We start from the raw sequence: 12,961 nt of genomic DNA, 5'->3' as shown, positions 1-12,961 counted from the left end.
TGCGGTCAGGTGCGGTCGTAGGGGCGGCGGGGCAGGAAGGGCAGCTCCAGGGCCGAGCGCAGCATGGGGGCCACGGGGGTGCGCAGCCCGATGGCGAGGTCCTGGTGGAGGCGGGTGCGTCCGTCCAGGAACCGCAGGAGCCGCCCCAGCGGCACGCCGGCGAAGAGACGGGCGAAGAGCTCCGGTCCCTCGACCCGGCCGCTGTCCAGGGCGCGCAGGAGTACGGCGTCCATGGCGCGGGAGCGGGCCGAGTGGGCGGGCGGCGGCACGGGTCTGCGGCCCTGGTGCAGTGCCGCGGCCACCGCCCGGGTCTGGCGTTGCAGTCCGGCGAAGGTGTACCCGGTCGCGGGGCGGGTCGCGCCGCCCGCGGCGCCGATGCGGAACACGGACGCGCCGGTCTGGCGGGTGAGCGGGGCGTCCGTCATCGGGATGACGCCGGTCTCGGTGGAGACCACTTCCAGCTCGCCGAGGCCGAGCACGGCGGTGGCGTAGTGGCGTACCGCCGCCTCGTACTGAGTCGGCGTCAGCACCTGAGGCGAGAACTCGGTGTACTCCACCAGGGCCTCGTGGGGCGTGAGGGGCAGCACGTAGCCGAAGGACAGACCGCGTGCGGGCTGCGGGGTGCGGAAGTCCATCAGATCGGCGGTGGCCGGGTCGAAGGCGGGACGCGAGGTGCGGACGAAGCAACCGTGGAAGTGCTGGAGGAGGGTGGTGCGCGCGGCGGGCAGGCTGTCCAGGGGGCGGGAGTCGAACACCCAGCGGGCGCGCAGCACCCGCGGGCGGTCCTGGTCGTCGCGCAGATGGACGCGAGCCCCGAGGTGGCTGTCCTCCACCGCCTCGACGGTGGCCTCCAGGCGCCGGACGGCCGGGTGGCTCGCCAGTTGTCCGGCCACCAGCGCCTCGAACGCGTCCGACCTGATCATCTTGTACCGCAGGGGCGCGATGTCGCCCTCGACGGGTGCGCCGGTGCGCGGCCGGGTGCGCAGCCGCTGCCACGACGCGGTGACCGCCGCGTCGAAGCGGCCGGGACCCGGTTCCCAGAAGCACCAGGTCCGGCGGGGCGGGCGCAGCGGCCCGGGTGGCGCGTCGATGAGGGCGACCGTGCGGGGGCGCGTCCGGAAGCGGGGGGCGGACAGCCGGTGCGCCAGGGACAGTCCGGCGGCTCCCGCGCCGACGATGGCGACGTCCACCTCGTACACGGCGGCCTCCTTCTTCCCGTTCTTCCAGCTTTCGGTGACGTCCCGTCCCCAGCATTCCTGTCCAGGGGCGCGATCGGATGCAGGCCACTCGCCCGGGTGACTGCGCTCCACCGGTGCGCGAACCGGCCAGCGGCGGGAAAACATGCGCCAGTGTCCGTGGCGCAGGTCGCCCCCGGTGCATCCGTGCCGGTCGTCCGGCCCGTAGTGAGGGGGACGAAGCGATGCACGCACCATGACGAGAGGAACCGGGATGCGCCGCTCACCGGCGACCGATCACACCACGGACGACGCCCCGTCCGTGCCGCGCACGGCAGCGGTGTCGGCTTCCACCGCATGGGTGCGGCCATATGGCCGCACCCGCGCGTCAGCGGGCCACGCGCGTCGCGTCACCGCGCAGTCGCCGTGCGCGGCGGCCGCCGCGGCACACCGGGTGGACCAGGACGTGCGGGCCGCCGTGGGCCGCGTACTGGAGCAGGTGCTGGCCGACCGGGTGGCGCGGGCACGGGTACTGGATCCGCTCTTCGCCGTGGACATCGCCGAACGGGTCGCGCGGTTCAGCCGGGGCGGCGCCCGGAGCCGTTCCCAGCTGCTGTGGTGGTCGCTGCGGGCGTGCGGCGGCGCGGACGGGCTGCCGGTCGCGGCCGCGCTGCGGATCGGCGCCGCCCTCGAACTGCTGCAGACCTGTGCGCTCATCCACGACGACGTCATCGACGGATCCGCCCTGCGCCGTGGGCGGCCGACCCTCCACACCGACGTGCGCGAGCAGTACGCCCACACCGTCCCGCCCGCACGACTCGCCTCCTTCGCCGGCGCCTCCGCGATCCTCGCCGGGGACCTGGCGCTGTCCTGGGCGGACGACCTGCTCGCCGAGTCGCCCCCGGCACCCGGGACCGCCCCGGCGGTGCGCCGCCTGTGGAGCGACATGCGGACGGAGATGGTCGCCGGGCAGTACTTGGACGTCCACGGTCAGGCCACGGCTTCGCACTCGATGCTCCGCGCGCGGCGGACCGCGTGCCTCAAGAGCGCCCGCTACTCCGTCGAACGGCCACTCGCACTCGGTGCCGCCCTGGCAGGTGCGGACGAGGCCACGCGGCGCCAGCTGGGCCGCGCCGGTCAGCGCGTCGGGATGGCCTTCCAACTGCGCGACGACCTCAATGACGTCTTCGGCGACCCCCGGATCACCGGCAAGCCCGCGGGCGGCGACATCCGCGAGGGCAAGCCGACCTATCTGATCGCCCTGGCCAGGGAACGGCTCGAAGCCGTCGGCGACCGGCACGCCCTGGCCGTACTCGAAGGCGCCCTGGGCCGCCCGGACCTGACGCGGGACCACCTTGACCAGGTCCGCCAGATCCTGACGGCGACGGGGGTCAGGGACAGCGCCGAGGCCCGGATCGAGGAACTCGTCACCCAGGGGCTGCGCCACCTCGACAGCGCCGGCCTGGACCGGGTCGCCGGACGGCGGCTGGGCGAGCTGCTGCACACCGTGGCCGGTGCGGGAGGAGGCGGTGGCGGTACGCGGGCAGCCGGCGGGGACGGGCAGCGCGGTGGCCCGGGGTTCGTGGAGCGCGGTGACGCGGCCCTGGAGAGCCACGGCGAGAGGGCGCGTCCGTGACGCGCTCGGGGCCGGGGCGCACCGATCACGTGGTGGTCGTGGGAGCCGGGCTCGCCGGGCTGTCCGCCGCCCTGCACCTGCTGGGCGCCGGACGGCGGGTGACGATCGTCGAACGCGAGACCCGGCCCGGCGGCCGCGCCGGAAGCCTCCACCTCGGCGGCTACCGGCTCGACACCGGTCCCACCGTCCTGACCATGCCCGACCTCGCCGACGAGGCCTTCGCGGCGGTGGGGGACAGCCTCCACCGACGCGTCGAGCTCATCGCGCTCCACCCCGCCTACCGCGCGGCCTTCGCCGACGGCAGCGGCCTCGACGTGCACACCGACGCGGAGGCGATGAGCGCGGAGGTCGAGCGCTTCGCCGGGGCCCGGGAGGCAGCGGGCTACCGCGACCTGCGTGACTGGCTCCAGCGCGTGTACCGCGCGCAGATGCGCCGCTTCATCGACACGAACTTCGACTCGCCGCTGAACCTGCTCACCACCGACCTGGCGCGGCTGGCCGTCCTCGGCGGGTTCGGGCGACTCGACGCCCGCGTCGGGCGCTTCCTGAAGGACGAGCGACTGCGCCGCGTGTTCACCTTCCAGTCCCTGTACGCCGGAGTCCCCCCGGCCCGTGCGCTCGCCGCGTACGCGGTCATCGCCTACATGGACACCGTCGCCGGGGTGTACTTCCCCCGCGGCGGCATGCACGCGCTGCCCCGGGCCATGGCGGCGGCCGCGGTGGACGCGGGCGCCGAACTGCGCCTGGGACAGGAGGTGGTACGCCTGGAACGCTCCGGCAGCACCGTCACCGCCGTCGTCACCGACCACGCGCGCATCCCCTGCGACGCCGTCGTCCTCACCACCGATCTGCCCGTCGCCTACCGGCTCCTCGGTCGCGCTCCCCGGCGGCCGCTGCGGCTGCGGCACTCGCCGTCCGCGGTGGTGCTGCACCTGGGCACCGACCGGACCTGGCCGGACCTGGCCCACCACACCCTCTCCTTCGGCGCGGCCTGGCACAGCACCTTCGACGAACTCACCCGCACCGGGCACCTGATGAGCGACCCCTCCCTGCTGATCACCCGGCCCACCGCCACCGACCCCGACCTGGCGCCGCCCGGCAAACACCTGCACTACATCCTCGCGCCGTGCCCCAACACCGACATCGGACCCGATGCCACCGCGTGGAGCGGCCTCGCGCCGCGCTACCGCGACAGCCTCCTGCGGGAGCTGGCACGGCGCGGCCTCGACGGCATCGCGTCAGCCATCGAGGAGGAGTGCCTGGTCACCCCGGCCTCCTGGCACGCGCTCGGGCACGCCGCGGGCACCCCCTTCTCCGCGGCACACACCTTCACCCAGACCGGCCCCTTCCGGCCCCGCAACCTGGTCCACGGCACCGACAACGCCGTCCTCGCGGGCTGCGGCACCACACCGGGCGTCGGCGTGCCCACCGTGCTGCTCTCGGGCAAGCTCGCGGCGGTGCGCATCACCGGGGCCGCCCGCGCACACCGGCACGGCCGCCGTGTCCGTCCCCAGGAGAGCCCCGCATGACCGATCGCGAACTCGACGCCGCCGGCATCACCGACCCCGCACTGCGCCACGCCTACCGGCAGTGCCGCCGGCTCAACGCCCGTCACGGCAGGACCTACTTCCTCGCCACCCGCCTCCTGCCCGTGGAGCACCGGGCGGCCGTGCACGCCCTGTACGGATTCGCCCGCTGGGCCGACGACATCGTCGACACCCTCGACCCCGCCGTCGGCGTCGAACACCGCGACGCCGCCCTCCGTGCCCTGCACTGCACGCTGGCCGAGGGCCTGCGGGGGAGCGGCAGCAGTGAGCCGGTGGTGCTGGCCCTCGCCGACACGGCACGCCGGTACGCCATCGACCACCGCCTGTTCGCCGACTTCATGGCGGCGATGCACGCGGACCTGTCGGTCACCGGCTACGCCACGTACGCCGATCTGCGCGCCTACATGCACGGATCCGCGGCCGTGATCGGACTCCAGATGCTGCCCGTCCTGGGCACGGTCGCGCCCCGGGAGGCGGCCGCGCCGCACGCGGCGGCGCTCGGAGTCGCCTTCCAGCTCACCAACTTCCTGCGCGACGTGGGCGAGGACCTCGACCGCGGCCGGGTGTACCTGCCCGCCGACCTGCTCATGGCGCACGGCGCCGACCGGCCGCTGCTGCGGTGGAGCCGTGCGACGGGCCGCCCCGACCGGCGCATCACCGCCGCGCTGCGCGAGTTCGAAGCGCTGACCCGAGGCGTCTACCGCCAGGCCGTACCCGGCATCCCCATGCTCGCCGACGTCTCGCGGCCGTGCATCCGTACCGCCTGCGTGCTGTACGGGGGCATCCTGGACGCCGTGGCCGCGGACGGGTACGCCGTGGTGCACCGCCGCGCGGCCGTGTCCCGCGGACGCCGTGCCACGGTCGCCGCCGACGGGCTCGTGCGCGTGGCGGCGGCGCGGCTGCGTGTGCGCGGGCGACGCCGGGCCGCGTACGTACCGCAGTCACCTCCGTCCGAAAGCTCGCGCCACCCCGTTCACGAGGAGGTCGCATGAAGCCCGACCCCGCGCCCCGGCGCGCCCGGCTGCCCCTGTCCCTGCGCCGGCGAGCGCTTCCCTGGGGGCAGCAGCGCCCCACCTGGCGCGACGCGAAACCGGGCGTGATCGCGGCGGCCGTCAAGCGCGCCCAGGCGCGTCCCTCGGGGAACTGGTACGTCGTGGGGGCCTCGCACCATCTGGACGGCGGCCGGCCACTGGCGCGGACCGTGGCCGGGCACGAGGTCGTCGTCTGGCGCGACGCCGAAGGCCGTGCGGTGGGAGGGCCCGGCATCTGCCCGCACCTCGGGGCGCCGCTGAGGGACAGCCCCGTCACCTGCGGACGCCTGGTGTGCCACTGGCACGGACTCGCCCTGGACGGCACCCCGTACGCGGGCTGGAGCCCCTGGCCCGTACACGACGACGGGGTGCTGGTGTGGGTCCGCCTGGACGAGGCGGGAGGCGAACCGCCGCTCGACGCGCCCGTCCTGCCCGTCCGCCCCGCACCGGCCGGTTCCGTGTCGGCCGTCTACACGGGCGTGGGGACGTGCGAGCCCGAGGACGTCCTGGCCAACCGCCTGGACCCCTGGCACGGCGCGTGGTTCCACCCGTACTCGTTCGTCGATCTCACCGTGCCGGCCACACCCGGGGGCAGTCCGGACGAGGAAGGCGACGGCTTCACCGTGGACGTCTCGTTCAAGGTCGCCGGACGGCTGGTCGTACCGGTACGGGCGGTGTTCACCGCGCCCGAACCACGCACGGTGGTCATGCACATCACCCAAGGCGAGGGCGCCGGCAGCGTCGTGGAGACGCACGCGACCCCACTGGGACCCGATGAGCGGGGCCGCCCGCGCACCGCGGTCGTCGAGGCGGTCGTCGCCGCATCCGACCGCGTGGGTTTCGCCCTGGTACGCCGGGCCGCCCCGGTCCTGCGTCCCTTGATCCGCGCCGCCGCCGGACGGCTGTGGCGCGACGACCTCGCCTATGCCGAACGGCGCTGGCACTTGCGTTCCACGGGCCGCTTCCCGGGCTGATCGTCCACGCGTACGGAAGGGCTCTCAACCGGGCCCGCCTCCCACCTCGGCACCGACCCGATCTCCTCTGCAACGGTCGAGGACTCGTACCCGTACAACACCGAGATCGACGAGAAGATGGGCCACGCAGGTACCGCCGCAACGGCAACCCCTGTCCTCCTGCCGGGGGAAACCCGGGGAAGTCCTCCCATTCGCCGGACGGAGCTGGGATCCTGACCTTGGTGGTCCGATACTGGGCACATGATCCACGGGGGAGCCGGATGGCCGAGGTACGGATCAGCGCGGGGAGCGCCGCGAGTGCCACGGCCCTGACCGGGTGGCTGCGCCGCGACCCGTCCGTGGCGCGTGCGGGCATCACCATCGAGCCCGCGGACACCGCCACGTCACCGGCGACGACCATGGGGTCCCTGGACACCATCATCGCCGTGGCGAACAGTACGGTCGGCGTGCTCGGGCTGTTGGTCACCACGGCCGCCTGGCGACGTCCCCGAGGCGTGCGGAGGCCGACCGTGCGGATCACCGAGAGCGACGGGACGATCATCGAGGGGACGGCTGAGGAGGTCCTGCGCATCCTGCGGGCCCGCGAAGATCGGGAGCCGTCCGACACATGACCACTCTGCTGTCCGACCCGGCGGCCTCCCGGGCGGTCCTCGTCGGCGTGTCCCGGTACACGGCGGCCGGCCGCCTGGCCCAACTTCCCGCCGTGCAACGGAACATCATCGCTCTGCGGGACGCTCTGTGCGACGACTCCGTGTGGGGCCTGGCCCCGTCGAGCTGCCGCGTTCTCGACGGCGAGGCCGACGGCGGTGACGTCATGCGCGCCATCCACGCCGCGGTGGGCGAAGCCACCGACACGCTGCTCGTCTACTACGCCGGGCACGGCCTGCTGCACCCGGACCGCCCCACCGAACTCCACCTCGCCCTGCACGACTCCAACGAACAGCAGATGTGGCGGTCCCTGCCGTACGCGCACATCCGCGACGAAGTACGGTCGGCACACCGGCGCCACGGCCTCAAGTGCGCCATGGTCCTCGACTGCTGCTTCAGCGGAGCCGCGGTGGAAGGCGGTATGAGCGCCCCCGAAACCCTGCTGCGGCAGGCCGCCGACATCGACGGCGTCTGCGTCCTCACGTCGAGCGCGGCCACCGAGGTCGCCTACTCCCTGGTCGACGAGGAGCTGTCCGCCTTCACCGGAGCGATGCTCACACTGCTGCGCACGGGCGTGCCCGACGCCGGGCCGGTCCTCGACTTCGGCACCCTCCACGCCCGACTGCATCAGACCCTCAGTACGCGCGAGCACCCCCAGCACCCGCAGATCGGCGCCCACAACTCGGGCGAGCGGATCGCCATCTTCCACAACCTCGCGTTCAGCGCGCCGACCCCGCACGAGGCCGATCGCGAGCCCGGCCCACCGCAACCACTGCCCGCCACCCGGCTGTTCGGGCGCGAGCGTGAACTGCGGGAGCTCACGGCGCTGGCGGCCGAGGGACCGGGCGTCCTGGTCGTCCATGGGCCTCCCGGAGTCGGCAAGTCGGCGCTCGCCGCGGAACTCCACCGCCGGCTCACCGACGATCACGAGAAGCCCGGGACCGCGGATGTGGCGGTGCCCGTCGTCCTGCTGGACGACATCACGACCCTGGCGGACCTCTCCCGGACCGACGCGACACCGCACGACACGCTGGTCGTGGTCACCAGCCGTGCCTCACTCGCCGCCGCCCTCGCACCCCATCAGGTGCGCCACTACGCCCTCGCCCCGCTGCGGGTGGCCGACGCGGTGGCGTTGCTCCAGGACATCAGCGGACTCACCGGCCACGCGGACGAACTCGCCGAAATCGCCGAACTGCTGAGCTGTTTCCCGCTCGCCCTGCGCCCCATCGCCGCCCGGCTCCGCCGCACCCCGCCCGACCTGCTCCTCGACGCGATGCGGGAGTCGGACCGGCCGCTGCAACACCTGCACGACGACGACGATCGCGTCCGTACGGCCTTCACCGTGTCGTACGAAGCCCTCGGCGCCCAGCAGAAGCAGGTGCTCCAGGACTGCGCGAGCCATCCCGGTCCGGACTTCGACCGCCACTCCGCCGCCGCACTGTGCCATCTGCCCCCCGGCATCTGCGGACTGATGCTGGAAGAGCTGGTCGACGTCGGCCTCCTCCAGCGCGCGGGCGGTCGTTACGCCTTCCACGATCTGTACCGCGGCTATGCACGCCCCACGCCCCCGACGGTGGTCCGGCGGCGGGCCTCCCTGTATCCGCATCTGCGCAGTCGGCTGGGGCCCGTGCGGGACGACAGCTCGCGCGCGTGGCGGGCCGCCGCGCTCGGGGAGTTGCGCGCGGCGGCAAGGGCGGCGCGCGAGGACGGGTGGAGCCTGGCGGCCCAGCTGAGCTGCGACGTGGCCGGCGCCCTGCATGCGGAGGAAAGACCCGCCGAAGCAAGGGAAGAGGCCGAGGCCGCCTATCGGTACGCCACGAGCAGGAGCGACAGCATGGGAACGACCCGGGCCCGGGCCACACTGGCCCTTTCGGGCACCCAACTTCGCCCGTCTCGCCCACCGTTGAGCCCATCCGATTCCTGGGCCACCCGCCAGGACGTGGGAGCCGCCCTGGTACGCGCGGCTGCGCGGGCCCCACAGGACGCGGCCGCGCACGGCCGGCACCTCATGGACCTCGCCGAACGTGCCCTGGCCGCCGACCTCGTCGACGAGGCCCTGCGGTTCCAGACCGAGGCACGCTCCCACGCGGAGGAGAGCGGGGAGCAGGGGCTGCTGGCCGAGTGCCTCGTCGGTGAGGCGGCCCTGCGCATCTACGCCGGGCAGCATCCGGAAGCGGTGGAACCGGCCCGACGAGCGGCCCTGCTGCTGGACGAGCGGGGCGATCGGGAAGGGGCGGCACACGCGTTCGCGACGGTGGCCGAGGCGCTGCGCAAGACCGGGGACCCGGAGAAGGCGTATCCCCCTGCGCGCCTGGCACTCGACCGGTTCGCGGCGATCGACGATCCCGCCGCGCTCAGCTACGCCTACCGCCTCCTCGCCAAGGTCGAATGGGCCCGGGGCAACCACGCGTACGCCCGGCGGCTGATGGAACGCGCACACCAGCTGCGTCACGGCCCCGGAATCGAGGAAGGCCCGTCCACCAGAGCCATCGCCCATCCGTCGTCCCGGGCGGTCCGCATGGGCCACACCAGGGGATTCTCGGAGCCTCCGGCAACTCCGGGCCTGACCGAGCCTCAGCGACCCTAGACGCCAGCCGGTCACCGGTTCGCCCCGTGGGGCGGGCGTCGGGAGCGTAGCCTGCTGCGCGGCGCGAGCGGCAAGGACGCCGCGCGCACGTCCGGATCCCGTACGAGGAGTGCTCAGCCATGCGCATACCCAGACCCTCCCGCCGGAGGGGCCGCAGAGCCGCTGTCATGGGCGCGGCCCTGGCGGCCGCCCTCACCCTCGCGAGCTGCCAGGACGGCAACCCCGTCGCGACTTCGCCGCCGCCCGCGGTGACCGCCGCGGCCACCTCCGCCAGCGCGTCCCCCTCCCCGTCCTCATCCCCCTCCTCTCCGCCCGCGCCGCCCACCAGCTCCTCCGCTCCTGCGCCCACGCCGAGCCGCGCGAGCGCGAAGCCGCACACCCCGGCGCCCTCCGCCCCCAAGCCGCACGCCCCGAGGACACCGGCCCCGGGCAGCCACGCCAGCACGACGGCCACCACCTCTGCCCACTCCGGCAGTTGCGAGATCGTCTCCAACGCCGGCAACTGCTACAACGCCGGTCAGTTCTGCCGCAAAGCCGACCTCGGGAGGTCCACCGATGCGGCGAACGGCAGGACGATCTACTGCCGGATCGTGAGCGGCCGTCCCCACTGGCAGTACTGACCTTCCTGGGACGGTTGCACCATCGGGTGGAAATGATGCCCGCGGTACTGCCCGTTCAGCCCTTTGTTGCCGAGGCGCGTGGCCGGTAAATGGAGTAAGGGAAGCAGCATCAGGCATATCTCGATCTGGACATTCATGGGGGTAATTCAGGCCCAGAGGGTCGTAGATGATTGCCGTATGCAGCTGCCTTGCGTGATATTCGTCAGGCAAGTCCGAGAGACGAGACTGCGGAAGGGCTGCACGGGGGTATGCGAAGAATTTTTCGGCAGGCCTCCGCTGGTGCGGTCATGACGCGGCCTCCCCGTTCGGCAATCGAATGAAGGAGAACTTGTGATCTCAAAGACGAAGAGGGTCGCCCGTTCCGTGATCGTGGCGTTGGCAGCCACTACGGCGATGACGGTCGCGATGCCCACGGGCAACGCGTTCGCCATCAACCACGTCGAGTGCCGCGGCGGGGAGAACTTCCTGAAGATCTGGTCCCACCTGGACCGCAGCAGCGTGGACTGCTACGCCAACAAGGGCCGGATGTCCTTCGGTAGTTGGTGGGTCGACCGCATCTCGACGGGCAACAACGACCTGATCTACTACGACGTCAACGGCGACTCGGTCCGCATCAACCGGTGGACGGACATTACTTTCCCGAACCGTCCGCCGCGGATAAAGGACATCGAAATCCTTTGACGCGCGAGCGGATATACCCCCGGCGCTGAATTGCCTATGGGGGTAAATGCTCTCCGCCGGGCTGACGGATGCAGGCCACGCGAGTCCCGCGTGGCCTGCGTCTGCATCGGCGACGCCATGAAATTCCCAGTTTCCAGGGCGGCGGCCTTCTGCCAGCGCTGCGGCTCTCTGTGCGATTCCGTAACCGCAGCCCCGATCGACTGGAACAGGGTGCGGGCGCGGTCGTCGGCCCTACCGGCGTCCTCGCCCCAAGCGCCCGGTCACCGGCCTCGGGCTCGGTAGCATGCGGCGCATGGCCATCAGACTTGAGAACGTCGGCATCGCTGTTCGCGACCTCGAAGAAACGATCTCCTTCTTCACGGATCTCGGCCTCACGGTCGTCGGCCGTGACACGGTCAGCGGCGAGTGGACCGACACCGCCGTCGGGCTCGACGGCAACCACGCCAAAATCGCGATGCTCCAGACGCCGGACGGTCAGGGGCGCCTCGAACTCTTCGAGTACATCCACCCCGACGCGATCGAGTCCCAGCCCACTCGTCCCAACGACATCGGCATGCACCGCGTCGCCTTCTCCGTCGACGACATCGACAAGGCCCTTGAGACAGCCGCGAAACACGGATGCTTCCCGCTTCGCGGTGTGGCGACCTACGAGGACGTCTACAAGCTCACGTACGTCCGCGGCCCCAGCGGCATCCTCGTGATGCTCGCCCAAGAGCTGAAGACGAACTGACGGCCGATCGGATCAGATGCTTCGGGGTGCCGGGGACGACGCCGGAGGCGCCAGGGGTGCCGTCATCCGCTCGTACCCGCGCCGCTGTAGACGCGTCAGTCGCTGAACAAGGAGAACCGCGAGGAGCGCGGCCACGAGGTTCAGGGCGTCGACGCCGATCCAGACGCCCGAAGTCCGGTGTACCGAAGCCATCTCATCGCCTGCTGCGGGCAGGCGTGAACCGATCACGAGCAGCACCTTCGACACGACCCAGGCGGCCCACCACGCATTGAGAAGCGTGAGCGACGGCTTGCGTGGCGCGTCGTCGTGGCGTGCGGCGTCCCCGCGGGCGGACCTGTCGCTCGCGTAGATCACCTCGCGTGCGATGAACCATGGCATCACGAGGTTCACCAACGGTACGAACCAGGCCCCGATGGCCCAGCCGGGTCCCGTGGAGCACGTCTGCGGCTCCAGGGCGTCGGCGTTGGTCCGGACCCGGTGGAACCAGGCGATGAAGACGCCGGCCGTCACGGTCATGGCCCACAGTTGCAGGCTGCCGGCCGTGCTGTGTCGGTCCCGGTCAGCGTCCAGCAGGGCGAAGGCCTTCGCGTCGTAACCGTCGTGGACCAGCGGCCGTCCCGAGTGCCGGAAGGCGCCGATGTCGGCGACGAGTCCGTAGGCGGCAGCGACGGCGGCCAGCGCGAGCAGCAGTGTGACGGCCATGGCCAGCCCTCGTACCGGGCGGAACCTGGGCTCTCGTGCCGCTGCCGTGCGGGACGGCACAGTGTCGCCGTCGAGTCCGGCGTACGTCTCGAACCCCTTGGCCCAGTCCTCCTCCTCGGACTCGCCAGCTCTCAGCGGTGCACCAGCCATGTTTCCGAGCCCCCTTTGATCGCGCCCCGCCTCCGGGTTGGCGCGCCAGCGGACTGTACGACACCGCCCGCGCGGCGTCCACGTTCCTGCCTTTCGTCCGCCGGCGGGGACCGCGGACGGGAGGTCGGGCGATGATGCGTCGCGCGGTGGCTCATAGTTGACATTCCGAGCCGAACCTCGCGTCCGCGTGCCAGGATCCGTTGGGCGGTGCTTGGCCGCCACGCGACCTCTTGGGGTAGATCATGTCCGACAGGCAACTCGGCACGGTGAAGTGGTTCAACGACGAGAAGGGGTTCGGTTTCATCACCCCGGAAGGGGGCGGGGACGACCTCTTCGTGCACTTCAAGGCCATCGAGAGCGACGGTTTCAAGTCCCTCAAGGAGGGCCAGAGGGTCTCCTTCGTCACTGAGCGCGGTCAGAAGGGCATGCAGGCTGCGCAGGTACGTCCGGAGTAGCCCGCTTGCGGACTGAGTGCCGCAG

12 protein-coding genes are annotated in these 12,961 nt (G+C 72.3%); 10 read left to right on the top strand and 2 right to left on the bottom strand.

Translation table 11 applies throughout. The features are described from left to right. Positions 1 to 5: 5 nt before the first annotated feature. A complete protein-coding gene (locus ABZ404_RS18960; RefSeq protein WP_358990572.1) occupies positions 6 to 1,199 on the bottom strand; it encodes a lycopene cyclase family protein in 1,194 nt (397 codons plus the stop codon). 232 nt (positions 1,200 to 1,431) lie between these two features. On the opposite strand from ABZ404_RS18960, the gene ABZ404_RS18955 reads away from it, so the two are divergent. The 9 genes from ABZ404_RS18955 to ABZ404_RS18915 all read left to right on the top strand — a co-directional run bounded on the left by ABZ404_RS18955 (position 1,432) and on the right by ABZ404_RS18915 (position 11,629). Next, the gene (locus ABZ404_RS18955) at positions 1,432 to 2,811 is read left to right on the top strand and encodes a polyprenyl synthetase family protein (protein WP_358832626.1); all 1,380 of its coding nucleotides are present in this window, start codon (positions 1,432 to 1,434) and stop codon (positions 2,809 to 2,811) included. Further along, on the top strand, positions 2,808 to 4,340 hold the full coding sequence (gene crtI, locus ABZ404_RS18950; protein WP_358832625.1) for a phytoene desaturase family protein: 1,533 nt from the start codon (positions 2,808 to 2,810) through the stop codon (positions 4,338 to 4,340). The genes ABZ404_RS18955 and crtI overlap by 4 nt, the downstream gene beginning before the upstream one ends. Further along, complete coding sequence (locus ABZ404_RS18945) at positions 4,337 to 5,350, top strand: phytoene/squalene synthase family protein (protein ID WP_358832624.1); 1,014 nt, start codon at positions 4,337 to 4,339, stop codon at positions 5,348 to 5,350. The genes crtI and ABZ404_RS18945 overlap by 4 nt, the downstream gene beginning before the upstream one ends. Further along, positions 5,347 to 6,363: a DUF5914 domain-containing protein gene (locus ABZ404_RS18940; RefSeq protein WP_358832623.1), complete on the top strand. Its 1,017-nt coding sequence runs from the start codon at positions 5,347 to 5,349 to the stop codon at positions 6,361 to 6,363. The genes ABZ404_RS18945 and ABZ404_RS18940 overlap by 4 nt, the downstream gene beginning before the upstream one ends. 260 nt (positions 6,364 to 6,623) lie before the next feature. Then, the gene (locus tag ABZ404_RS18935) at positions 6,624 to 6,974 is read left to right on the top strand and encodes a hypothetical protein (protein WP_358832622.1); all 351 of its coding nucleotides are present in this window, start codon (positions 6,624 to 6,626) and stop codon (positions 6,972 to 6,974) included. Continuing rightward, positions 6,971 to 9,598, top strand: coding sequence for a tetratricopeptide repeat protein (locus ABZ404_RS18930; protein WP_358832621.1), 2,628 nt, complete (start codon positions 6,971 to 6,973; stop codon positions 9,596 to 9,598). Before ABZ404_RS18935 ends, ABZ404_RS18930 begins: the two co-directional genes overlap by 4 nt. Positions 9,599 to 9,717: 119 nt before the next feature. Further along, entirely contained in the window at positions 9,718 to 10,218 is a 501-nt protein-coding gene (locus tag ABZ404_RS18925; RefSeq protein ID WP_358832620.1) for a hypothetical protein, read from the top strand. Between the two features lie 330 nt (positions 10,219 to 10,548). After that, on the top strand, positions 10,549 to 10,899 hold the full coding sequence (locus tag ABZ404_RS18920) for a beta/gamma crystallin domain-containing protein (protein WP_358832619.1): 351 nt from the start codon (positions 10,549 to 10,551) through the stop codon (positions 10,897 to 10,899). A gap of 292 nt (positions 10,900 to 11,191) precedes the next feature. Further along, positions 11,192 to 11,629 carry a VOC family protein gene (locus ABZ404_RS18915; RefSeq protein ID WP_358832618.1) on the top strand — a complete coding sequence of 146 codons (438 nt, stop codon included), beginning with the start codon at positions 11,192 to 11,194 and terminating at the stop codon, positions 11,627 to 11,629. Between the two features lie 12 nt (positions 11,630 to 11,641). On the opposite strand, the gene ABZ404_RS18910 is transcribed toward ABZ404_RS18915, so the two are convergent. Beyond that, positions 11,642 to 12,481 (bottom strand): DUF4328 domain-containing protein, encoded by an 840-nt coding sequence (locus ABZ404_RS18910; protein ID WP_358832617.1) that lies wholly within the window; start codon positions 12,479 to 12,481, stop codon positions 11,642 to 11,644. A 242-nt stretch (positions 12,482 to 12,723) separates the two neighbouring features. On the opposite strand from ABZ404_RS18910, the gene ABZ404_RS18905 reads away from it, so the two are divergent. Continuing rightward, a complete protein-coding gene (locus ABZ404_RS18905) occupies positions 12,724 to 12,936 on the top strand; it encodes a cold-shock protein (protein ID WP_358832616.1) in 213 nt (70 codons plus the stop codon). The last annotated feature ends 25 nt before the right edge of the window (positions 12,937 to 12,961 follow it).

It is taken from the genome of Streptomyces sp. NPDC005878 (genome assembly GCF_040629815.1).
Taxonomy (GTDB): domain Bacteria; phylum Actinomycetota; class Actinomycetes; order Streptomycetales; family Streptomycetaceae; genus Streptomyces.
This window is presented reverse-complemented; position numbering and strand designations above follow the sequence as displayed.